The sequence below is a fragment of the Mesorhizobium sp. CNPSo 4670 genome, assembly GCF_057784235.1.
Genome location: NZ_JBWJFQ010000011.1, coordinates 166,361 through 188,333 on the forward strand (window position 1 = coordinate 166,361; position 21,973 = coordinate 188,333).

The 21,973-nt window shown below is 64.3% G+C and carries 19 protein-coding genes; 14 read left to right on the plus strand and 5 right to left on the minus strand.

The features are described 5' to 3' along the window. Positions 1–3 precede the first annotated feature (3 nt). Both AC0ZT5_RS19670 and speB read right to left on the minus strand, forming a co-directional pair. Positions 4–813, minus strand: a complete 810-nt coding sequence (locus tag AC0ZT5_RS19670) for a transporter substrate-binding domain-containing protein (RefSeq protein WP_488497762.1) — start codon at positions 811–813, stop codon at positions 4–6. An 81-nt stretch (positions 814–894) separates the two neighbouring features. Beyond that, positions 895–1,956 (minus strand): agmatinase, encoded by a 1,062-nt coding sequence (speB, locus tag AC0ZT5_RS19675; RefSeq protein ID WP_477281133.1) that lies wholly within the window; start codon positions 1,954–1,956, stop codon positions 895–897. Positions 1,957–2,164: 208 nt separating this feature from the next. Between speB and gcvA the strand changes: the two genes are divergently transcribed. The 8 genes from gcvA to AC0ZT5_RS19715 all read left to right on the plus strand — a co-directional run bounded on the left by gcvA (position 2,165) and on the right by AC0ZT5_RS19715 (position 11,200). Further along, on the plus strand, positions 2,165–3,139 hold the full coding sequence (gene gcvA / locus AC0ZT5_RS19680; protein ID WP_488497763.1) for a transcriptional regulator GcvA: 975 nt from the start codon (positions 2,165–2,167) through the stop codon (positions 3,137–3,139). 158 nt (positions 3,140–3,297) lie between these two features. Continuing rightward, on the plus strand, positions 3,298–4,602 hold the full coding sequence (gene pncB, locus AC0ZT5_RS19685; protein WP_184872994.1) for a nicotinate phosphoribosyltransferase: 1,305 nt from the start codon (positions 3,298–3,300) through the stop codon (positions 4,600–4,602). A 178-nt stretch (positions 4,603–4,780) separates the two neighbouring features. Then, a complete protein-coding gene (locus AC0ZT5_RS19690) occupies positions 4,781–6,232 on the plus strand; it encodes a hypothetical protein (RefSeq protein WP_488497764.1) in 1,452 nt (483 codons plus the stop codon). 154 nt (positions 6,233–6,386) lie between these two features. Further along, positions 6,387–7,688, plus strand: coding sequence for an ABC transporter substrate-binding protein (locus AC0ZT5_RS19695; protein WP_457151180.1), 1,302 nt, complete (start codon positions 6,387–6,389; stop codon positions 7,686–7,688). Between the two features lie 218 nt (positions 7,689–7,906). Continuing rightward, on the plus strand, positions 7,907–8,788 hold the full coding sequence (locus AC0ZT5_RS19700) for a branched-chain amino acid ABC transporter permease (protein WP_477281123.1): 882 nt from the start codon (positions 7,907–7,909) through the stop codon (positions 8,786–8,788). Then, the gene (locus tag AC0ZT5_RS19705) at positions 8,785–9,747 is read left to right on the plus strand and encodes a branched-chain amino acid ABC transporter permease (protein ID WP_488497765.1); all 963 of its coding nucleotides are present in this window, start codon (positions 8,785–8,787) and stop codon (positions 9,745–9,747) included. Before AC0ZT5_RS19700 ends, AC0ZT5_RS19705 begins: the two co-directional genes overlap by 4 nt. Continuing rightward, complete coding sequence (locus AC0ZT5_RS19710) at positions 9,744–10,469, plus strand: ABC transporter ATP-binding protein (RefSeq protein ID WP_488497766.1); 726 nt, start codon at positions 9,744–9,746, stop codon at positions 10,467–10,469. Before AC0ZT5_RS19705 ends, AC0ZT5_RS19710 begins: the two co-directional genes overlap by 4 nt. Next, complete coding sequence (locus tag AC0ZT5_RS19715) at positions 10,466–11,200, plus strand: ABC transporter ATP-binding protein (protein ID WP_488497767.1); 735 nt, start codon at positions 10,466–10,468, stop codon at positions 11,198–11,200. The genes AC0ZT5_RS19710 and AC0ZT5_RS19715 overlap by 4 nt, the downstream gene beginning before the upstream one ends. Positions 11,201–11,243: 43 nt before the next feature. Here the strand turns inward: AC0ZT5_RS19715 and AC0ZT5_RS19720 are convergent, their stop codons facing one another. The 3 genes from AC0ZT5_RS19720 to pncA all read right to left on the minus strand — a co-directional run bounded on the left by AC0ZT5_RS19720 (position 11,244) and on the right by pncA (position 14,536). Continuing rightward, on the minus strand, positions 11,244–12,206 hold the full coding sequence (locus AC0ZT5_RS19720) for an ornithine cyclodeaminase family protein (RefSeq protein WP_488497768.1): 963 nt from the start codon (positions 12,204–12,206) through the stop codon (positions 11,244–11,246). Between the two features lie 262 nt (positions 12,207–12,468). Next, positions 12,469–13,851 carry a sodium:proton antiporter gene (locus tag AC0ZT5_RS19725; RefSeq protein WP_488497808.1) on the minus strand — a complete coding sequence of 461 codons (1,383 nt, stop codon included), beginning with the start codon at positions 13,849–13,851 and terminating at the stop codon, positions 12,469–12,471. 70 nt (positions 13,852–13,921) lie between these two features. Beyond that, positions 13,922–14,536, minus strand: a complete 615-nt coding sequence (pncA, locus tag AC0ZT5_RS19730) for a bifunctional nicotinamidase/pyrazinamidase (protein WP_488497769.1) — start codon at positions 14,534–14,536, stop codon at positions 13,922–13,924. A 276-nt stretch (positions 14,537–14,812) separates the two neighbouring features. Between pncA and AC0ZT5_RS19735 the strand changes: the two genes are divergently transcribed. From AC0ZT5_RS19735 to AC0ZT5_RS19760, 6 genes are read left to right on the plus strand one after another with little or no spacing between them, the layout of a single operon-like run. Continuing rightward, positions 14,813–15,673: an FAD binding domain-containing protein gene (locus tag AC0ZT5_RS19735; protein WP_488497770.1), complete on the plus strand. Its 861-nt coding sequence runs from the start codon at positions 14,813–14,815 to the stop codon at positions 15,671–15,673. A 17-nt stretch (positions 15,674–15,690) separates the two neighbouring features. Then, on the plus strand, positions 15,691–18,486 hold the full coding sequence (locus tag AC0ZT5_RS19740; protein WP_488497809.1) for a molybdopterin-dependent oxidoreductase: 2,796 nt from the start codon (positions 15,691–15,693) through the stop codon (positions 18,484–18,486). Then, positions 18,483–20,024, plus strand: a complete 1,542-nt coding sequence (locus tag AC0ZT5_RS19745) for a 6-hydroxynicotinate reductase (RefSeq protein WP_488497771.1) — start codon at positions 18,483–18,485, stop codon at positions 20,022–20,024. The genes AC0ZT5_RS19740 and AC0ZT5_RS19745 overlap by 4 nt, the downstream gene beginning before the upstream one ends. Further along, positions 20,024–20,905, plus strand: coding sequence for a UPF0280 family protein (locus tag AC0ZT5_RS19750; protein WP_488497772.1), 882 nt, complete (start codon positions 20,024–20,026; stop codon positions 20,903–20,905). Before AC0ZT5_RS19745 ends, AC0ZT5_RS19750 begins: the two co-directional genes overlap by 1 nt. Further along, on the plus strand, positions 20,898–21,482 hold the full coding sequence (locus AC0ZT5_RS19755) for an amino acid synthesis family protein (protein ID WP_488497773.1): 585 nt from the start codon (positions 20,898–20,900) through the stop codon (positions 21,480–21,482). Before AC0ZT5_RS19750 ends, AC0ZT5_RS19755 begins: the two co-directional genes overlap by 8 nt. Then, positions 21,479–21,940, plus strand: a complete 462-nt coding sequence (locus tag AC0ZT5_RS19760) for a MarR family winged helix-turn-helix transcriptional regulator (protein ID WP_478352800.1) — start codon at positions 21,479–21,481, stop codon at positions 21,938–21,940. The genes AC0ZT5_RS19755 and AC0ZT5_RS19760 overlap by 4 nt, the downstream gene beginning before the upstream one ends. Positions 21,941–21,973: the final 33 nt, after the last annotated feature.

The window sequence follows — 21,973 nt, forward strand, 5'->3', positions numbered from 1 at the left end:
ACCTCAATCCTTGAGGTTGTCGGGGTTGAGCGGCGTCTTCAGCCAGGCCTGCGAGCTGGCATCCAGCTTGCCGTCCGCCAGCATCTTGGCGATGGCGTCGTTGACCGCCTTCTTCAGGCTGTCTTCGTTCTTGTTGAGACCGATATGCGAAGGCGAGGTCAAAAGCTGGAACTTCTGCTCCGGCTTCAGCACGTCCTGCTTGGCCAGCACCTGCGCGCCGACATCGTTGCCGACGACCATCAGCTGCGTCTGGCCGGAAATGAAAGCCTGGATCACCGAATTGTAGTTGTCGAAACGCTTGATGTCGGCCGACGCCGGAGCCGCTTCGGTGAGCGAGGTGTCTTCGAGCGTGCCGCGGTTGACGGCGATCGACTTGTCGGCAAGGTCTTCCTTGCCTTTGACCGATAGCGCCGCCGGACCGATCACGGCGATGTAGTAGGGCGCGTAGGCAGCAGCGAAGTCGATCACCTGCTCACGTTCCTTCGAATAGCCGACGCTCATCAAGAGGTCGACGCGATGGTCGTTCAGGTAGGGGATGCGGTTCTGGCCGGTGACGGCGACGGGATTGAGCTTCACCTTGAGTGTGTCGGCAATGTATTGCGCGACATCCATGTCATAGCCCTTGAGGCTCATGTCGGCGCTGGCCGAGGAGAAGGGCGGAAAATCGGCGAAGACGCCGACATTGATAGTGCCGGCCTTGGTGATGTCCGCCAGCGCGTCGGCATTGGCGGCTTGTGTGGCGAAGCCGAAGCCAGCGGCTCCCAGCACCAGAACGGCGGCGATGGATGATTTGAGTGCGATAAGGATCGTCATTTTTATTCCCCTCTGGAAGCTTTGTTTGTTTGGGTCGGGCGCCGGCTCCAGCGCGGCGGCCGCCTTTGCTTGTCTAAAACGTCAGGCTCCCTTGCCTGTGATCGCCGGGCTGAACACCATCAGGCTCAGGATTTCGAACAGAACTTGGGCGCCGGCGTGCGCTGTGTTGGTGGTCGCGTCGTATTGCGGTGCCACTTCGACGACGTCGCCGCCGACGATGTTGAGGCCCTTCAGACCGCGCAGGAGTTCGAGCACTTCGCGCGTCGTCAGCCCGCCGATCTCAGGCGTGCCGGTGCCGGGCGCGAAGGCCGGATCGACGCTGTCGATGTCGAACGAGATGTAGGTCGGCCCGTCGCCAACGATCTTGCGCGCCTTCTCGATGATGGCGGGAATGCCGAGACCGGTCACCTCTTCGGCATGCACGACGGTCATGCCGGACTCGTAGGTGAACTCCCACAGATATTCGGCCGAGCCGCGAATGCCGATCTGGATCGTGCGCGTCGGATCGAGCACGCCATCGAGCACCGCATTGCGGAACGGTCCGCCATGGTGGAACTTGGTCATGTCGAACAGGCCACTGGTGTCGCAATGGGCGTCGATGTGGATCAGGCCGACCGGAGCCTTCTTGCCGACGGCCTTCAGGATCGGATGGCTGATCGAATGGTCGCCGCCGACCGACAACGGGATGACACCGGCATCGACGATCTGGTTGGTGCGGCGCTCGATATCCTCATGGCTGATCTCGAGCCGGTAGCGGCTGCGGAACGGCGTGTCGCCGATGTCGGCGACCCGAAGTTCGTGCGTCGGGGCGCATTCCAGCACGTGATTGTAGGGGCCGATGCGTTCGATGGCGCGCAACGCCCTTGGCCCGAAGCGCGAGCCCGGCCGATTGGTGACGCCGAGGTCCATCGGCACGCCGATGATCGCCACCTGCAGGTCGCCGAAATCCGGATTGTCGGCCGCTATTTCGCGGTAGGGCGCGGCGAGGAAGGTCGGGATGCCGGAATAGGGCGCCAGCCGGGTGCCGGACTTGGAAAAGATCTTGTCGGCGACGCGTCGGAACTTCGGGTCGAACATCTCGCCGCCATGGCTCTCGCCATATTTGCGACGCAACGCGTCGAGCTTGCCGCGATCGTAACCCATGTCCGCTCCTCCTGCCTGATGCAGGGCGGCCGCCGGTGACCTTGGCGAAGCGACCGTCATCCGGCCGGGTCGTTGTCCCGCTGGCTGCCTGCAGATTTCACGTCTTGATGCTGTTCCGGGCCAAAGTGTCTGGCAGCCGCATTGAAAAATCAATTGATATTGTTACGGTGTCAGCTGTGAGAAAATCTCACAATAAACCTGGACCCCCATGGCCAAGCGCCTGCCACCGCTGAATCCGCTTCGCGCCTTCGAGGCAACGGCCCGCCATGGCTCGCTGACCAAGGCGGCGAGTGAGCTGAATGTCACGCATGGCGCCATCAGCCACCAGATCAAGGCGCTCGAGCAGTCGCTCAGCGTCAAGCTTTTCGAGCGCGCCGGCCAGCGGGTCAAACTGACGCCGCACGGTGCCGAACTGCTGCCGGCGGTCTCGAGCGCCTTCGATGGCATCGCCGCCGCCACGCAGCGCATGACAAGGCCGGCGAGCAGCGGCACGCTCTCCGTCTCCTGCGTGCCGGCATTGCTCTTGCTGTGGATGACGCCTCGGCTCGGCAGTTTCATGGCGCAATATCCCGACATCAGGCTGACGCTGATCCCTTCCAACGACGCCAAGGATATCCGCGCGCCGCAGATCGATGTCTGCGTGCATTACGGCGACGGCAGTTGGACCGATTGCTGGATGCGCAAATGGTCGGGGCTCGAACTGTTTCCCGTGGTCAGCCCGACGTTGATCAACAACCGTCCGATCCGCAGCGTCAGGGATCTCGCCGACCATGTCTTCCTGCATGGCGATGACGGCCGCGAATGGCACACCTGGCTGGCGGCCGCCGATGGGCTGGACCTGGAGCGCGGCCGGCGACATCATCTGGGCGACGCACGCATGGCGGTTGAAGCCGCGGTCCACGGCCATGGCGTGGCGCTGGGCGATTCGGTGACGGCGAGTTCGCTGCTGGCCAGGGGCATGCTGGTGGCGCCGTTCAGCCTGTCGGTGCCGGCGGTCGACGATTTCTACGTCGTCTGTCGCAACGAGATGAAGTCGACGCCGATCGTGCAGTTGTTCATCGACTGGCTGTTTGCCGAGAAGGCGCAGGATGACGGCCGCGCCGATGCGCCCGTGGCGGGCCGCGTCGTCACCCGCCGCAAGCGTCCGGCGCTCAGGGTCATCGGCGGCAGAACCGGGAGCTGACACCAACCAGCCGTCGGCGGCGCCGGCCGATTGCATTCGCCCCATGCAGGGTCTTCTTTTTGTCGGGCCAGCCCTGAAACCGGGAGTGTTTTGGCCAATTCGATGTTATGAGGCCTGTCGCGGTTGTGGGTAGCAGGCAGCGAAGGCGGTGTTGAAACATGGCTAGGACCGATATTGCGCGGCGTGTCTACAACCACACCTGGAAGCTCGACCCGATCGTGCGCAGCCTGCTCGATACGGACTTCTACAAGCTTTTGATGCTGCAGATGATCTGGGGCATGTACCCCAAGGTCGACACGACCTTCTCGCTCATCAACCGCACCACCTCCGTGCGGCTGGCCGACGAGATCGACGAGGGCGAACTGCGCGAACAGCTCGACCATGCCCGCACCTTGCGCTTCAGCAAGAAGGAGATGATCTGGCTCGGCGGCAACAATTTCTATGGCCGTAAGCAGATCTTCGAACCGGAATTCCTCGCCTGGCTGGAGAATTTCAGGCTGCCGGAATACGAATTGTCGAAGCGCGACGGCCAGTATGAGCTCACTTTCAGCGGGCCGTGGATGTACACCACGCTGTGGGAGATCCCGGCGCTCGCCATCATAAATGAGCTCCGTTCCCGTGCGGCCATGCGGGCGTTCGGCCCCTTCGCGCTCGATGTGCTCTATGCCCGCGCCAAGGCCAAGATGTGGGCCAAGACCGAACGACTGAAGGCGCTTCCCGGTATCCGAATCTCGGACTTCGGCACGCGCCGGCGCCATTCCTTCCTGTGGCAGCGTTGGTGCGTAGAGGCGCTCAAGGAAGGCATCGGCGAGGCGTTCACCGGCACCTCCAACGTGCTTTTGGCCATGGACAACGACCTCGAAGCGCTCGGTACCAACGCGCACGAACTGCCGATGGTGTTCGCCGCGCTCGCCAATTCGGAAAAAGAGCTGAAACAGTCGCCCTACAAGGTGCTGCAGGACTGGCAGCGCTATTATGGCGGCAATCTGCTGATCGTGCTGCCCGATGCCTTCGGCACGGCGTCGTTCCTGCGCGACGCGCCGGACTGGGTGGCCGACTGGACCGGTTTTCGCCCCGACAGTGCGCCGCCGATCGAGGGCGGCGAGAAAATCCTGTCCTGGTGGCGCGACAAGGGGAAGGATCCCCGGCAGAAACTGCTGATCTTCTCCGACGGACTCGAGGTCGAAACGATCGAGGAGACCTACCGCCACTTCAGGGGCAAGGTGCGCATGTCGTTCGGTTGGGGCACCAACCTCACCAATGATTTCGAGGGCTGCGCGCCGACCGAAACCAACAGCCTGGACGCCATATCGCTGGTCTGCAAGGTCACCGAGGCCAATGGAAGGCCGGCGGTCAAGCTCTCCGACAATCCGGCCAAGGCGACCGGCGACGAGAAAGAGATCGAGCGTTATCTCAGGATTTTCGGTCAGAAGGACCGGGTGGAGCAACTGGTCAAGGTGTGAGGGGTGATGGGTTGATGACATGACCGCCCGGTCGCATTCCCTCCCACCCCCCTCTGTCCTGCCGGACATCTCCCCAGCAAGGGGGGCGATCGGCCGCCACCTCTGGTTTCGCCAATTTTCAACATTGCAAGAAAGGTGGCCGGCAGATGAACTGCTGATCTCCCCCCTTGCGGGGGAGATGTCCGGCAGGACAGAGGGGGGTGCGAAGGATCGCGGCAGTGGAGTGTATTCCTGCTCGACGATTGCCTTTGTCGGAGCCCTGATCTTCGTCCTCCCCACCCCCGCCTTCGCACACGCCTCCGACCGTGGCCACGTCCTGCTCTTGCCGACTGGCTACTATCTGGCCGGCGGGGCTTTTGCCGTCGCCGTCAGTTTCCTCGTGCTGGCGCTGCTGCCGGGGGATTGGCTTGACCGTTTCTGGCGCCGGCGCCTGCAGCTGTTCGCCTTTGGCGACAGCGCCCGCCTCGCACTCAGCCTGATCTCCTTTGCCGGCTTTGCAATCCTTATCGCGGCCAGCCTTTTCGGCAGCCGCGACCCGCTTTCAAACCCTTTGCCGCTGGTGATCTGGACCCTTCTGTGGGCTGGCGTCACGTTGCTGCAAGGTGTCTTCGGCGATCTCTGGTCATGGCTCAATCCATGGTATGGGCCGTGGCGTCTGGCCTCGCGTCTGCTTGGCGCCGGGGACGAAGGAAGCTGGCGACTTCCCCGGTGGATCGGCTGCTGGCCGGCGGTCCTGTTGTTCTTCGCCTTTGCCTGGTTCGAACTCATCGATCCGGCGCCCGACGATCCGGCACGGCTGGCATATGTTGCCCGCCTTTACTGGCTGCTCACCTTCCTTGCCATGCTGGCGTTCGGCTATCGAAACTGGAGCCGCAGCGGCGAATTCCTGTCGGTCTTCTTCTCGATGGTGGCGCGTTTCGCAATCGTCGAGCGCAACGAAACCGGCCGGCTTGGCCTGTGCTGGCCGGCCGCCAAGCTATTCCCCGCCGAGCCGTTGCCGGCCAGCGGCATTGCCTTCCTGCTTCTTGCCCTGTCGTCGGTGTCCTTCGACGGCCTGTCGAAAACGTTCTTCTGGCTTGGCCTGTTCGGCATCAATCCACTCGAATTTCCCGGTCGCACGGCGGTGATCGGCATCGGCAGCCTCGGGCTGGTTCTGACGTTCATGTTGCTTGCAGCGGTGTTCATGCTTGCCGTGTGGCTCGGCCAGCGTCTTGCCGGCAGCGATCGCCCCTTCGACCAGGCAGCCGGACTGCTGGTGTGGTCGATCGTGCCGATCGCGCTTGCCTATCATGCCGCACATTACCTGACGTCGCTGCTCGTCGACGGCCAGTATGCGCTTGCGGCGCTGTCCGACCCGTTCGCGCTGGGCTGGAACCTGTTCGGCACCGCCGACATGCAGATCGAGGCGGGCATCGTTGCCGGTGCCGCTTCCGCCTGGTGGCTGTGGAATGTCCAGGCCGGCGTCATCATATCAGGCCACGTGCTCGCCGTCCTCGTCGCCCACGGCCTCGCCTGGCGCCTGCACCCGCAGCCCTCCCGCGCAGCCCTCAGCCAGTTCCCGCTCACCGTGCTGATGATCGCCTATACGGTCTTCGGCCTCTGGCTGCTTGCCACGCCGACGGTTGGCTGAGCCGTTTGCGCTGGAAAATAAACCGGGCTTCCCCCACGGAACCGGCATTGCCGTGTCCGGACTTTGGTGATTTAGTTTGTACACATGCAATTTTTCGACTTCCGGAAATGAGCGGACTTTGCGCTCCTAAACGCTGAACAAGGGGAACGGCATCATGGACAAGAGTAAGACCTTCGACCTCTCGAAAACCGGTCTCACCCGCCGCACGGCGCTGAAGGGGCTGGCCGCCACCGCCGGTCTGGTCACCGCGCCAGGCTTCGTCCGCTATTCCCAGGCACAGAGCTCGGCGCCGATCAAGATCGGGTTCCAGTCGCACCGCACCGGCATCGGCGCCGCCTATGGCCGCTGGTACGAGAAGACCACCGCTGCCGCCATCAAGGCGATCAACGCCGCCGGCGGCATCAACGGCCGTCAGGTCGAGGTGATCATCGAGGATGACGGCACCGATCCAGGCCGCGGCGCCGAAGTGGTCGGCAAGTTCGCCACCCAACACAAGACCGACATCGTCTTCGGCACATTGTTCTCGCATGTCGTCATTGGCTCGGCGCCCGCCGCCGGCGAGGCCAAGATCCCCTACTTCGTCGTCAGCGAAGGCCATCATGTCGCTTCGACCAAGCTCAACCGCTATGTCTTCCAGCCCGGCATCACCGACGTGAAAAGCCAGATCCAGTCGATGGCGCCGTGGATCGCGGCCAATGCCGGCAAGAAGGTGACGCAGATCTTCCCGGATTTCGCCTTCGGCTACGACCACCGCGACTACCTGCCGCCGGCGCTGAAGGCGCAAGGCGCCGACGTCATCGCGCAGATCGCCATCCCGCCGACGGAATCGTCCTTCACCAAATACTTCCCGCAGATCCCGGCCGAGACCGAGGTGATCTACCACGTCATGGTCGGCCCGGCGGTGCTCACCTTCGTCAAGGAACTCGGCGAGTTCTACGGCTCCAACCGGCCGCAGCTGTTCGGCTTCATGGATTCGCTGGAGGCCACCGACATCAACAGCCCTGGGCTCGAATTTTTGGACGGCAGTCATTTCTGGGAGGGTTCGCCGCGCTATGCGCAGGCCGACGACAGCGCCGCGCAAAAAGCCTATCGCGCCGCCGTCGGTATCGACGACAATGGCGCCGCCGTCGGCGATCCAAAGGACGTCTCCACCGCGTCGCACATGTTCGGCTGCTGGGAAACGCTCTATGTCGTCAAGAAGGCGATGGAAGACGCCGGCTACAAGGGGCCGGAAGACCGCGCCAAGCTGGTCGAGGCGACCGAGGCGCTGACCGCTTTCGCCGAAGGACCCGAGCATCCGCAAGGGCCAAAAACCTTCAACGGCAAGATCCACCAGTGCTTTGGCATCCAGAACATCTCCAAGGTCGAAGGCGGCAAGCTGAAGGTCGTCCACAAGACCAAGATCGAGGACGGGCTTTACGAGGCCGAGGGGGATTACACGACGCAGGCGTTGTAATCTTAGCTGCTCCAGCAAGCGTGAGCGCCAAGCCACCCCCCTCTGTCCTGCCGGCCATCTCCCCCGCAAGGGGGGAGATCGGCAGTTCGCATGGCGGTACCTATTTGCCGGTGCTGATAGTTGGCGAAACCCGCGGTGAAATCCAATCTCCCTCCTCGCGGGGGAGATGTCCGGCAGGACAGAGGGGGGTGCCTCGCGCATCCGCCGGCGATTAACCGATGCACTTCGGTCCCCACCTCCTCCTCGCCGCCCTCGAAGGCCTCGTCACCTCCGCCGTGCTGGCGCTGACGGCGCTTGGGCTGTCGCTGGTGTTCGGCGTCATGCGCGTCGTCAACGTCGCCCATGGCGAGTTCTTCATGCTCGGCGCCGTGCTCGCCTGGGCGATCACCACGGCGATCGGGGGGCACCCGGCGCTCGGCTTCCTGGCGGCGCTGGTAATCGCGCCGCTGATCGTCGGCGCCATCGCGCTGGTCGCCGAGCGACTGGTGCTGCGCCGGCTCAACTACAATCCGGAAGCCACCATCGTCGCCACCATTGGCATGCTCTACATCATCCAGCAGCTGGCGCTGACCTTCTATGGCCCGGAGGCGCGGCCGGTGGAGCCGCCGTTCAGCTATCGCATCCTTTTGCCGTGGTTCGGCTATTCCGGCTACAAACTGTCTGTCATCGCCGCCTCCGCGCTTCTGCTGGTGGCGACTTGGCTGGTGCTGACGCGCACAAAGATCGGCCTGATCATGCGCGCCACGCAGTACGACAGCGAGACGGCGCAAGCCTTCGGCATCCCGGTGGGCCGCGTCTATGGTGGCGTCTTCGCGCTCGGCGCCATGTTGGCGGCCATCGCCGCGGTGCTGATCGTGCCGATCAGCCAGGCGCATTACCTGATGGGCCAGGATCCGCTGCTGCTGTCCTTCATCGTCGTCATCATCGGCGGTCTCGGCTCGCTGCGCGGCACGGTCGTCGCCGCCGTGCTGATCGGCCTGTCCGACGGCATCATCTCGATGTTCTTCTCGCCGACGCTGGCCAAGATCATCGCTACGCTGCTGGTCGCCATGGTGCTGGTGTTCCGACCGCAAGGCCTGTTCGGGACGGCGTCACGATGAGCGAAGCTTCGCCGGCAAAGGCCTACGGCCTGCATCTCGGCGTCATCGGGCTGCTGTTCGTGCTGAGCTTCCTTTTGCCGGAGTACTATCACGGCCTGCTCGCCCGCATCATGGTCCTGGCGGTCTTTGCCATGGGCTACAACATGCTGTTCGGCTATGTCGGCCTGCTCAGCCTCGGCCACGCCATGTTCTTTTCCGCAGGGCTCTACGGTGCCGGCCTTGCCGTCATCCAGCTCGGCTGGAGCGTCCCGGCGGCATTCGCCGCGGGCCTCGGCTGCGGCGTCATTCTTTCGCTGGTGATCGGGCTGCTGGCGCTGCGCACGTCAGGCGTCGCCTTCATGATCGTCACCATGATGTTCGCGCAGGTGTTCTACCTCATCATCCTCTACTTCTCGTCATGGACCGGCGGCGACCAGGGCATGGTCGTGCCGCAGCCGGCGCGGGTGCTTGCTTTCGGCGCGACATCGCTCGATCTCACCAACCCGACCGTGCGCTACATGAGCGCGCTCGGCTTGTTCTCGCTTGTGCTGCTGATCACGCTTGCCATCGTCCGCTCCAGATATGGCCGCGTGCTGGTAGCCATCCGCGAGAACGAGGAGCGGACGAAGATGCTGGGCTACGACACCTTCTCCAACAAGCTCGCCGCCGTCGTCATCTCCGGCATCATCTGCGCTGCCTCGGGTGCGGCCTATGCGCTGCTGTTCGGCTATGTCGGCTCGAGCTTTGCTTCGGTGCAGTATTCGATCCTGCCGCTGCTGTGGGTGTTGCTGGGCGGCGCCGCCACGACGCTTGGGCCGCTGATCGGCACGCTGTTCATGTACTATGTCATCGACATCACCAGCGGCTACACCTCGGCCTATCTGCTGATCGTCGGCATCGCGCTCATCCTGCTGGTGCTGTTTTTCCCCAAGGGCATACTCGGCAGCATGCGGCAGCGCTGGCTCAGGTGGCTGCCGTGACGCCGCTTTTGACCACCAAGGGCCTGTCGCGCAACTTCGGTGGCCTGCGCGCCGTCGACAGCGTCGATTTCACCCTGATGCCCGGCGAGATCCGCGCCGTCATCGGCCCGAACGGGGCTGGGAAGACTACCTTCGTCAGCCTGGTCAGCGGCCGCATCCAGCCGTCGTCGGGCATGATTGTCTTCGATGGCGCCGACATCACCGGGCTGCCGGCCTATGTCCGCGTCCGCCAGGGCATCGCCTACACGTTCCAGATCACCAGCGTCTTCGCCAACCTCACCGCCTACGACAATGTCGCCTTGCCGGTGCAGCGCACGCTGAGCGATGGCCGATCGAAGGGCGCGGTGCGAGCCGGCGTCATGGCGGCGCTCGAACGCACCGGCCTGGCTGACCGCGCCCACATGCCGGCCGGGCAATTGTCCTATGGCCACCAGCGCTTGCTGGAAGTGGCGATGGGCCTGGCACTGAAGCCGCGCCTGCTGATCCTCGACGAGCCGACGCAAGGCCTGGCCGACAGCGAGATCGACAATTTCATCACCCTGGTGCGCGAGATCGCCGCGAGTGCCACGGTGCTCCTGATCGAACACAACATGCCGGTCGTCATGCAACTGGCCGACCGCATCACCGTCTTCAATGCCGGCAAAATATTCGCCGAAGGCACCCCCGAGGCGATCCGCGAGAACGCGGCTGTTCAGGAAGCCTATCTGGGGACCGCCCCATGACTGAAACGAGCAAGGCACAGACAAAATTCGAGGCTTTGGTGATCTCGGGGCTGGACTGCTTCCATGGCGAGGTCCAGGTGCTCTATGGCCTCGATCTCGTGCTGAACAACGGCGAGGTGCTCTGCCTGTTCGGCCGCAACGGCGCCGGCAAGACGACGACGCTCAAGGCCATCATGGGACTGGTTCCCTCAAGCGCCGGGTCGATCAGGCTCGATGGCAAGGAACTGACCGGACTGCCGGCGCATGAGGTGCCGAAGGCCGGCGTCGCCTATGTGCCGCAGGGAAGGCGGCTGTTCGCCGAGATGACGGTGGCCGAAAACATCGAGATCGGGTTGATGGCGCGCGGCAAGGGCAAGGCGACGCGCGAAACCGTGCTCGACCTCTTCCCGCTGCTGCGCCAGCGCCTGCGGCAACGCTCGGGCACCTTGTCCGGCGGCGAGCAGCAGATGCTGGCCATGGCGCGCGCGCTTTGTCTGGAACCGCAGGTGCTGCTGCTCGACGAGCCGACCGAAGGGCTGATGCCGTCGATGATCGCCAAGATCCGCGAGACGGTGTCGACGCTGCGCGACATGGGGGTGTCAACGATCCTGGTCGAACAGCGCGTCGATGCGGTGCTGTCCGTCGCCGACCGTGTTTGCTTCATCGAGAACGGCCGCAACCGCGAGACGGTCGATGTCGAGGAACTGCGCGCCGACCCGTCGGCGGTGCGTCGCTATGTCGGCGTCGGATGACTTGGCCCTACGCGGATCCGTCAAGGAGCCTTCACACGGAACTCTAAGCATTCAGCGCGCCGCTCGCTTTCGCGCGCACAAATGCCAGGCCGGCAATTGCGAGATCGCCAACCGCCATGCCGCGGAACGCGAATGCTGTTCGCTCATTTGCGCTCTGACGACCCGGCACGTCGCCGCCGACCAAACCTGTCAGGTCGCCGGCGACGAGTTCGGGCCTCACCATCGGCTTGCTCATAAGCGCCTCTTGCGCCAAATCGTCTATGACGATGCGATCGAAGACAGCCATGGTCTCAGGCAACCAAGGCAGGGCCAGATCGGTCATGGTCGCGAAGGCCCCGGTCTTCAGCCAACGCGCATCCAAAAATGGAACCGGCTCAGGCACCAAAGTGACTGTCGTCACCACGATGTCAGCAGATTCGACCGCCGCTTTGGCGGTATCACTCGGTACTGCGATCAGACCACGCTTCTCAGCTATCCGACACAGCGCGTCACGACTGCCTTTACCCCGACCAAAGGCCCGAATCTCTTGCAACGGAAAAAGATCGGCCAGAACCTCGAGGTGACCGCGCGCCTGAACGCCGCATCCGATGAACGCGACGGACGCCGAGCCGGCCCGGGCCAGACGCTTGGCCGCCACGGCGCTTAGACCGGCCGTGCGCTTCGAAGTCACCCAATTGCCATCGACCACAGCAAGCGGCAGTCCTGTCTCACCGTCGAGAAGGGTGACCAGCGAGTTCAGGGTTGCAAGTCCCCGCTCGGGGTTACGCGGGTTGACCACCAATGATTTGGTCGCCAGCACCCGGGGCTCGGTCGCGACACCGAGAGTTGCCATGATGTAGCGGTCGTCGCCTGGCAGCACCACCGCCTTCGGCGCACACCATACCTCGCCCCGCCTCTGACCGATGATCTGTCGCTCGATTTCGTCGACCACATCGGACGTCGAAATCGTTTGGCTATCCAGGAATTCGGCTGACAGGTAGGGAAGGCTCTCGGTTTTGATGGTCATTGTCGCCACAAGAGTAGCTTGCTTTCGATAAGCATTCCTCAGGTTCAATCGAACCTGATCCCGTACCTCTCTTCGCTAATAGCAGAAATTGCTGACCGCGCATACGCAAGCGCGACCTCCCACTGGTAGCTCTATGCCGGCGGCCGCTGGCCGATCCCAGCTTGGAGAGCGATGCGCTGATCACGCGATCCGACAACCGCCCGACCACTCCGCGTGATCGCCTTAAAGGGGGGCAGAAACGAACCGGTTATGGTTTTTCGGCTCACCCGAAGAACAAAAAGCCCGCCACCAGGAATGTCGGGATCAGCACCAGCCCGGACCACAGCATGTAGCCGAAGAAGCCCGGCATCTTCACGCCGCGATGCCTGGCGATGGCATAGACCATGAAATTGGGGGCATTGCCGATATAGGTGTTGGCGCCCATGAACACCGCACCCGTCGAAATCGCCGCCAGGGTGGAGGCAAACTCGGTCATCAGATGCTGAGGGTCGCCGCCGGCGAGTTCGAAGAACACCAGATAGGTCGGTGCATTGTCGAGGAAGGACGACAGTGCCCCGGTCAGCCAGAAATAGGCGAGATCGTTGGGCTGGCCGGAGGGCGAACTGACAAGTGCCACCAGCGGCGCCAGTGCCCCCTCATGGCTTGCCCTGAGGATGGCGATGACCGGTACGATGCAGATGAAGATGCCGGCAAACAATTTCGCCACCTCCGATATCGGCCCCCAATTGAAGCCGTTCGCTTCGCGGTGGCTCTTGTACGAGAGGGGAAGCGACAGCAAGGCCAGCGCCAGGTTGATCGCGTCGCGCACCAGATTCTGCAGCTCGAGGCTGACGCCCAATACGGAAAAGCTCACTCCCGGCTTCCAGGCCGCCGACACCAGGATCGCGCCGATCACACCGGCCAGCAGCGGAAGGTTGGCCAGACCGCGCAGGCGTACCTTCGTATCCGGTGTCGGATCCCTGGTCTTCGGTGCTGCGTTTTCGCGCCGGTGCAGGATGATGTCGATGCCCAGGAAGACGGCCAGCACGACGCCGCCGACGAACAGCGTCTCGCGCCAGAGATTGGCGGCGGTCCAGAAAAAGTCGACGCCGCGCAGGAAACCGACAAACAACGGCGGGTCGCCGAGCGGTGTCAGCGAGCCGCCGATGTTGGCAACCAGGAAGATGAAAAAGATGACGACATGGGCGTTTAACGGCCTGGCGTCATTGGCGCGCAGGATCGGCCGGATCAGGACCATGGAGGCGCCGGTCGTGCCGATCACCGAGGCCAGGATCGCGCCAGCCAGCAGCAGCCCGGCATTGACCAACGGCGTCCCGTGGATGTTGCCGGCAAGCAGGATGCCGCCCGAAATTGTGTAGAGCGCGAACAGCAGGATGATGAAGGACATGTATTCCGCAAGCAGCGCATGCAGCACCGCCTCGGTCGCACTGGGAATGCCGAAGGCCAATGCCAGCGGCACGATCACCAGCGCCGCCCAAAGCGCGGTGATCTTGCCATAGTGGTGCTCCCATATGTGATGGAAGAGCAAAGGCCCGGTGGCGATCGACAAAAGCAGGCCGGCAAAGGGCAGCGCCCACCACAGCGACATCGCGGCGCCGGGCAGTGCGTGTTCCTCCGCTGCCAAGGCTTGGCCTGGGAACAGCATTGCGACAGCGATCACAGCGCCTGCTCCTGTCGCAATCCACAAAAAGCCCCTCTTGCGCCCCACGTTCAGTTCAATCCAAGACGTGGTCTTCGAGCGTCACGCCGGCGTCGCGCATGCGGTGCAGCATTGTCTCGAGCGAACCGTTGAGATCGATGCCACGACAGGCATCGAGCCGCACGGTGGTTTTGAAACCTTGGCTGACGGCGTCCAGCGCCGAAAAGGCAACGCAGAAATCGGTTGCCAAGCCGACCAGGGTCAGCGTGTCGATGCCGCGTTCCCTGAGATACCCGGCAAGGCCGGTCGTCGTCGTCCGATCGTTCTCGAAGAAGGCCGAGTAGCTGTCGATTGCGGGCCGAAACCCCTTGCGAATGACGAGCTCCGCCTTGGTCCAGGCGAGGCCGGAGTGGAAATCCGAGCCCAGGCTGCCCTGGATGCAATGGTCCGGCCACAAAGTCTGCTGGCCGTAGGGCATGTCGATCATCGTGAAGGGCTGCGATCCAGGATGGCTGGAGGCAAAACTCGAATGGCCGGCGGGATGCCAGTCCTGCGTCAGCACGACATGATCGGCGTGCCGTATCAGGTCATTGACCAGCGGCACGATCTCGTCGCCGCCGGCAACCGCCAGCGCGCCGCCCGGACAAAAATCGTTCTGCAGGTCGATGACAACAAGCGCTTCGTCGGCCATGGGGCTTCCTCTTTGTCTCGGGCTCCGGTGAAAAAATACCGCTGTCGCGACCGGAGGCAGAAACTCGACCAGATGGCCGGCTGCGTCAACCACTCAAGGCATAACAAATGCGTGCCGGACGAGCTGCCACAAACTCTGGCTTTGACAATTCCTACGGTCTTGATATCATTTGCATACGAATGAATTTCGCCGGGCATCGATGCCGGCATGGTCTTTCGAAAAATACCGGTTTCTGGAAGGCCTCTTTCTGGAAGGCCCCATTTGGGAAGGCAAAGCGTGATCCGTTACGCGAAACCCACCTCGGTCGACGAAGCGCTCGCTTTGCTTGGCGAGGACGCCTGGCGCATCCTTGCGGGCGGCACCGATTTCTATCCGGCGCAAGGCAGCAAGCCCTTCCGCGACAATGTACTCGACATCAATGGCCTGGCGGCGCTGCGCGGCATTGCCGAGACGGATGACCACTTCGTCATCGGTGCGCGCACGACCTGGACCGACATCGTCCGGCACCCCTTGCCGCCGGCCTTCGATGCGCTGAAACAGGCGGCGCGTGAGGTCGGCTCGGCGCAGATCCAGAACGTCGCCTCGGTCGCCGGCAATCTCTGCAACGCCTCGCCGGCCGCCGATGGTGTGCCGGCGCTGCTCGTCCTCGATGCGGAAGTCGAACTGCGATCGGCAATAACGACACGTTATGCACCGCTGCAGGACTTCATTCTCGGCAATCGTCGCACTGCGTTGCTGGCCGGCGAGATGGTCACGGCCATCCGCGTGCCGAAGCCTGCTGCCGGCACGTCGGCTTTCGTCAAGCTCGGCGCGCGGCGCTATCTCGTCATTTCCATCGCCATGGTGGCGGCGCGTCTGGTAGTGGAAAACGGCATTGTCGGGGAAGCCGCGGTTGCCGCCGGCTCCTGCTCGGTGGTGGCCGAGCGCCTCGCCGGCGTCGAAGCCGCCTTGCGCGGCCTGCCTGCCGGCCAGGCGCTCGCCGATGCGGTCCTGGCCGCGCCGATGTCTGAGCTGTCGCCGATCGCCGACGTTCGCGGCAGCGCCGAATACCGGCTCGATGCGGTGCGCGAGATCGTTGCCCGCGCCGTGCTCCAGGCCTGCGGGCTGATGAATGACCCCGAGGTGGTGGCAGCATGAGCCAGGTCTCGCCTGAGATGCGTGAAACGCTGCCCGATCTCGGCGGCGTTCAGCCTCGCCTCGGTCCCGAGCGAGCTGACATCGCCTTCGAAGTGAATGGCGCCGCCATCTCGGTCAACGTGCCGCCGCTGCGTCGGCTGTCCTCCGTGCTGCGCGACGAATTGCTGCTGACCGGCACAAAGGTCGGCTGCGACGCCGGCGACTGTGGCGCCTGCACGGTGCTGGTCGACGGCGATCCTGTTTGCGCCTGCCTGATGTCGGCGGCTTCCGCCGCGGGAACAGCGGTTACAACAGTCGAGGGGCTCGCCAATGGCCGGCTGTCGGCGCTGCAGGCCTCGTTCCTCGACCATGGCGCGGCGCAATGCGGCATCTGCACGCCGGCGCTGCTGGTCGCGGCCACGGCATTGCTGGACAAGAAACCCAACCCGACCGAGACCGAGGTCCAGGACGCGCTGGGCGGTATCCTCTGCCGCTGCACGGGTTACCGGAAGATCATCGCGGCGGTAATGGATGCCTCCAAGCAAGCCGGAAGCCTCGATTTCCGCTTGCCTCGATCGGGCAATGCTGTTGGCTCTTCGCCCATCCGGCTCGACGGCGTGCCGAAGGTCACCGGCGGTGAGAAATTCGGTGGCGATTCCTTCCCCGCCGATGCGTTGGCCGTGCTGGTGGTGCGCTCGCCGCATTATCACGCGAGCTTCGCCTTCGGCGACCTCGGTGGCTGGGTGAAGGCGCATCCCGGCATCGCCGGCGTCTTCACCGCCGCCGACATTCCGGGAAAGAACTGTTTCGGCGTGATCGGCCCGTTCGCCGACCAGCCGGCGCTGGCCGAGGATATTGCGCGCCTTCGCGGCGAGGCGGTGGCGCTGATCGCCGGCGAGCGCGAGGCCATCCTCGATCTCGACCTGTCGGATTTCCCAATCCGCTGGAGCGAGCTGCCGCATGTCCTGCAGCCTTGCGAAGCACAGGCCAGCGGCGCCAGGCTGATCCATGACAACCGCCCGGCGAACCTGCTCACCTCCGGCTTTGTCGAACGCGGCGATCCCGAGGCGGCGCTTGCCGGCGCTGCCATCACCGTCTCCGGCGCCATCGACACCTCCTATGTCGAGCACGCCTATATCGAGCCGGAAGCCGGCTATGCATATCTGGATGGCGACACGCTGGTCGTCGTCGCCTGCACCCAGGCGCCCTATATGGACCGCGACGAGACCGCGAAGGTGCTCGGCCTTGCCGTCGACAAGGTGCGCATCGTGCCGACCGCGACCGGTGGCGGCTTCGGCTCCAAGCTCGACGTTTCGCTGCAGCCTTTGATCGGCCTTGTGACGCTGAAGACCGGGCGGCCGGCGGCGCTCGCCTATACCCGCAACGAATCGATGATGTCGACCACGAAGCGCCATCCGGCCGAGATGAAGGCGACCATCGGCGCCGATGCCGACGGCCATGTCACCGGCATGATCTTTGCCGGCGACTTCAACACCGGCGCCTATGCCAGCTGGGGGCCGACGGTTGCCAACCGTGTGCCGGTGCACGCCTCCGGCCCCTATGCGACGCCGAACTATCGCGCCGAGGGCCGCGCCATCCACACCCATGGGCCGATCTCCGGCGCCTTCCGCGGCTTCGGCGTGCCGCAAGCGACGATCGTGCAGGAGACGCTCTATGACGAGCTGGCCGACAAGCTGGGCATCGACCGGCTCGAGTTTCGCCTGAAAAACTGTCTTCGGAACGGATCCGAAACGGTTACCGGACAGCGGCTGGATTCCGGCGTCGGCATTGCCGAATGCCTGGAATCCCTGCGGCCGCATTGGGCGCGGGCGAAGGCCGATGCGAGTGCATTCAACGATACCAACAGGGATAAAAAGCGCGGCGTTGGTGTGGCTTCCTGCTGGTATGGCTGCGGCAACACCTCGCTGCCCAACCCGTCGACCATCCGCGTCGGCATCGCGGCTTGCGGCGACGTCGTCCTGCATCAGGGCGCCGTCGATATCGGCCAGGGCTCGAACACGGTCATCACTCAGATCTGCGCCGACGCCCTTGGCCTGCCACTGGAGAAATTCCGGCTGAAAAGCGCCGATACCGCCATCAGCCCCGATGCCGGCAAGACATCGGCCTCGCGCCAGACTTTCGTGACCGGCAAGGCGGCCGAAAAGGCGGGCCGTGCCTTGCGGGAAAAGATCCTGCGCTTTGCCAACGTCTCGGAGAAGGCATCGCTGCGGCTGGACGGCCCGGCGATCGTCATCCGCGAGGGTGAGGCCACGCGCCACATCGATCTCGCGGCATTGGACGTGGATGCCGATGGCTTCGTCTTCCGCGCCGAGGAAAGCTACGACCCGCCGACGCTGCCGCTCGACGCCAAGGGCCAGGGCAAGCCCTATGTGGTCTATGGCTACGGTGCGCAGATTGCCGAACTCGAAGTCGATCTCAAACTCGGCACGGTGAAGCTGATCAAGATCACCGCGGCGCACGATGTCGGCAAAGCGATCAACCCGCTGCTGGTCGAGGGCCAGATCGAAGGCGGCATCGCGCAAGGCATCGGCATGGCGCTGATGGAAGAGTATATCCCCGGCCGTACCGAGAATTTGCACGACTACCTCATTCCGACCATTGGCGACGTGCCGCCGATCGAGACCATCCTGATCGAGGTTCCCGACCCCGAAGGACCGTTCGGCGCAAAGGGCCTGGGCGAGCATGTGCTGATCCCGACAGCGCCGGCGATCCTCAACGCCATCCGCGACGCCACCGGCGTTCTGGTCACCAAGGTTCCGGCGACGCCGACGCGCATCCGCGCCGCCATTCGCGAAAAGGAGGCACGCCCATGAGCGAGCTTGCCGAACGCTTCGAGATGCACGATCCCGGCGAAAAGCAGGTGGCGGAGAAGATCCGTTGCGATGCCTGCCCGGTGATGTGCTACATCGCCGACGGCCGTACCGGCGCCTGCGACCGCTACGGCAATGTCGGCGGCAGGATCGTGCGCATGGACCCGCTGACCATCCTCGACCACGCGGCCGAGGCCGGCGCGGCCATGGTGCCGTTTGTTGCCGAGGGCGAGGCATGGGACGGCGAGCTGGTCAACACCGGCCGCCGCTTCGTCACCGCCATCGGTGCGGGCACCACCTATCCCGACTACAAGCCGGCCCCGTTCATCGTCAGCCAGCAAGTCGAGGGCGTCGATCTCGTCACCGTCGTCACCGAGGGCATATTCTCCTACTGCGGCGTCAAGGTGAAGATCGACACCGACCGTCATATCGGACCCGAAACGGCTACAGTGCGCGCCGGGGGCGAGGCGATCGGCCATGTCACGACGGGCGAATACGGCTCGCAGATGCTGTCGCTGGGCGGCGTGCATCACCTGACCGGCGGCTCCAAGTCGGAAGGGCGCGCCACTTGCGACGCGATGCTCAATCTGTGCAACCGCAAGCCGGTGGAGCTCAGCATCGACGGCGGCGCCACCGTCATCGTCGAAGCCGGCAAACCACCTGTCATCGACGGCAAGCAGGAACACCGGATGCGTGTCGGCTGCGGGTCGGCCACCATCGGCATGTTCGCCACGCAATGGCGCGGGCTGGTCGACGAGGTGGTGGTGGTCGACGACCACATCACCGGCGTCGTGTCCGAGCATCAGGCCGGCAAGGTGCTGGGCTGGCAGGACACAGGCATAAAGATCATCGGCCGCCGCTCGACGCCGGGCCGCTATTTCAAGGTGTCCGAGCCCGGCCTCGGCTGGGGCGGCACCAGCATATCCGACCCGCTGTCGATCCTCGGCGAATGGAACGCCAAGAAGGGCGCGCGGGCGGGCCTGTCGCTACTGATGGTTTCGACCACCGGCGAGCAGTTTGCCTATTACGAACTCGATGACGACTTGAAGCCGGTGCAGAAACCGTTTCCTGACCGGCTGCAAAAGTCCGTCGGGCTGATCGAGGACAATTGCGAGCCGGCGCTGTGCACCGTGCTGTTCATCGGCGGCGCCGGTGGTTCGCTGCGCGCTGGCGTCACTGAAAACCCGGTCAATCTCACCCGTTCCGTGCAAGGCCTGACCACTTATGTGACGGTCGGCGGCGCGCCGGTCTATGTCTGGCCGGGCGGCGGCATCACGCTGATGGTCGATGTCACGCGGGTGCCGGAAGGCGCCTTTGGTTATGTGCCGACCCCGGCGCTGGTGGCGCCGATCGAATTCACCCTGCGCCGCGACGACTATGTCAGGCTTGGCGGCTACGAGGCCGAAATCCGCAGCGTCGAGGATATCATTGCCAAAGGCGGCGAGTATCTCAATCCGCGCCGCGGCACGGGTGCCGCGGCCGGCAATCCATGGCCGCCGCTGGCACAATTGCACCGCGTTCGCTCCAACGGGGCCGGGTGATGTCCGGCCCGCAAGCGCATTGGCTGCAGGACGGCAAGCGGCTGCATCTGAACCACGGGCCGATCGACCTGATCGTCGAGGCCTTCGGCGAGGCGCACGAATGCCGCAAGGCCTATGAGCAGGCGGTTACGCGTTTCCAGACCATCTTGCCAGAGCTGGTCGAGGAATTGCCGGAATTGCGCCAGCCGGCCACGAGCCGACCGCGCGCGTTCGCCGGTTCGACAGCGCGGCGCATGGAAGCGGCTGTGGTGCCGTTGGCGAAAGATTTCATCACACCCATGGCCGCCGTCGCCGGTTCGGTAGCCGACGAAATGCTCGGGGCGATGCTTGCCGGCCGGAAGCTTGACCGCGCCTATGTCAACAATGGCGGCGACAGCGCCATCCATCTCGGCGCCGGCCAGTCGATGACGCTTGCCATCGCCGGCACCGGCCACGGTTTGGCAGACCGTGTCGTCATCCATGGCGGGGATGGCGTGCGCGGCGTCGCCACCAGCGGCTGGCGCGGGCGCTCGTTTTCGCTTGGGATTGCCGACGCCGTCACAGTGCTGGCGCGGACCGGGGCCGAAGCCGATGCCGCCGCGACGCTGATTGCCAATGCCGTCGACCTGCCCGGCCATCCGGCCATCCGGCGCGTGCCGGCGCGCGATCTGGCGCCGGACAGCGACCTCGGCCACCGGCCGATCACGCAAGAGGTCGGCGCGCTTTCCTCAACGGAAATCGCCATGGCGTTGGACGGTGGACTTGCCGTCGCCGAAGATTTCCGCCGCAGGGGATTGATCGCCGCATCGGCGCTGTTTCTTGCCGGCCAGACCCGCATCAGTGGTTCCATGGCGCTTGCCGCGCCCGACAAAAGTCCAGGGAAGGAAGTTGCCCATGCCTGAGTTTCCGATCCGCAAGATCGCGGTTCTGACGGAGGAGATCTTCCACGACGGCGGGCCGGTGGCCATGGTGCCGCGCCGGCGCGCCGCTGCAATGGCGCTAGTCAAGAACCCGTTCGCCGGGCGCTATGTCGAAGAGTTGCAGAGCGCCATGGACGATCTGAAGCCGCTCGGCCTGCTGTTGGCCGACCGGCTGATCGCGGCGCTCGGGGGCGACGTGAAACAGATCGACGGCTATGGCAAGGGCGCCATTGTCGGCACATCAGGCGAACTCGAACACGGCGCGCTTTGGCATGTGCCTGGCGGCTACGCCATGCGCGAGCGGCTCGACGACGCCAAGGCGATCGTGCCGTCGGCAAAGAAGGTCGGCGCCTTCGGCTCCAGGCTTGACGTGCCGCTCGGCCACATCAATGCCGCCTATGTGCGCAGCCATTTCGACGCCATGGAAGTCGGCATCAACGACGGCCCGCGCCCCGACGAGATCCTGTTCTGCCTCGCGATGACCTGCGGCCCACGCGTGCACGACCGCATGGGCGGCCTGGCGGCCGGGGATATCAAGGCCTGGGACGGGCTGCGGTGAGCGCCGAGGACAATCTGCTGAAGCTGGTCGAGGCCGAAGAGCCTGACGAGAACGACTATCGCTTGCAGGAGCAGGTCGGCTTCATCCTGCGCAAGGCGCATCAGCGCCACGTCTCGATCTTCGCTGCGCATATCGCCGATCTGACGCCGCCGCAATTCGCGGCACTGGCCAAGCTGCGCGATGTCGGGGAGACCTCGCAGAACCAGCTCGGCACGCTGATTGCCATGGACGCGGCGACGGTGAAGGGTGTCATCGACCGGCTGAAGGCGCGCGGCCTGGTCGATCTCTCCAAGCATGAGGTCGACAAAAGGCGGCTGCTGGTCAATTTGACCGCTGAAGGTCGCGACGCGGTCGAGCGCCTGATCCCGCTTGCCCGCGAGATCACGCAGGAAACGCTCGCGCCGCTCTCGGCCAAGGAGATCGCCACATTCATGAAGCTGCTGGCCAAGCTGGCCTAAGTCCCGACAGGCCAGAGCGTCTTTCGCACAAGG

Excerpts from the sequence above, each read along its gene's own strand:
- AC0ZT5_RS19670 (WP_488497762.1), bottom strand. The coding sequence starts at position 813 with ATGACGATCCTTATCGCACTCAAATCATCCATCGCCGCCGTTCTGGTG.
- speB (WP_477281133.1), bottom strand. The coding sequence starts at position 1,956 with ATGGGTTACGATCGCGGCAAGCTCGACGCGTTGCGTCGCAAATATGGC.
- gcvA (WP_488497763.1), top strand. The coding sequence starts at position 2,165 with ATGGCCAAGCGCCTGCCACCGCTGAATCCGCTTCGCGCCTTCGAGGCA.
- pncB (WP_184872994.1), top strand. The coding sequence starts at position 3,298 with ATGGCTAGGACCGATATTGCGCGGCGTGTCTACAACCACACCTGGAAG.
- AC0ZT5_RS19690 (WP_488497764.1), top strand. The coding sequence starts at position 4,781 with ATGTCCGGCAGGACAGAGGGGGGTGCGAAGGATCGCGGCAGTGGAGTG.
- AC0ZT5_RS19695 (WP_457151180.1), top strand. The coding sequence starts at position 6,387 with ATGGACAAGAGTAAGACCTTCGACCTCTCGAAAACCGGTCTCACCCGC.
- AC0ZT5_RS19700 (WP_477281123.1), top strand. The coding sequence starts at position 7,907 with ATGCACTTCGGTCCCCACCTCCTCCTCGCCGCCCTCGAAGGCCTCGTC.
- AC0ZT5_RS19705 (WP_488497765.1), top strand. The coding sequence starts at position 8,785 with ATGAGCGAAGCTTCGCCGGCAAAGGCCTACGGCCTGCATCTCGGCGTC.
- AC0ZT5_RS19715 (WP_488497767.1), top strand. The coding sequence starts at position 10,466 with ATGACTGAAACGAGCAAGGCACAGACAAAATTCGAGGCTTTGGTGATC.
- AC0ZT5_RS19720 (WP_488497768.1), bottom strand. The coding sequence starts at position 12,206 with ATGACCATCAAAACCGAGAGCCTTCCCTACCTGTCAGCCGAATTCCTG.
- AC0ZT5_RS19725 (WP_488497808.1), bottom strand. The coding sequence starts at position 13,851 with ATGCTGTTCCCAGGCCAAGCCTTGGCAGCGGAGGAACACGCACTGCCC.
- pncA (WP_488497769.1), bottom strand. The coding sequence starts at position 14,536 with ATGGCCGACGAAGCGCTTGTTGTCATCGACCTGCAGAACGATTTTTGT.
- AC0ZT5_RS19740 (WP_488497809.1), top strand. The coding sequence starts at position 15,691 with ATGCGTGAAACGCTGCCCGATCTCGGCGGCGTTCAGCCTCGCCTCGGT.
- AC0ZT5_RS19745 (WP_488497771.1), top strand. The coding sequence starts at position 18,483 with ATGAGCGAGCTTGCCGAACGCTTCGAGATGCACGATCCCGGCGAAAAG.
- AC0ZT5_RS19750 (WP_488497772.1), top strand. The coding sequence starts at position 20,024 with ATGTCCGGCCCGCAAGCGCATTGGCTGCAGGACGGCAAGCGGCTGCAT.
- AC0ZT5_RS19755 (WP_488497773.1), top strand. The coding sequence starts at position 20,898 with ATGCCTGAGTTTCCGATCCGCAAGATCGCGGTTCTGACGGAGGAGATC.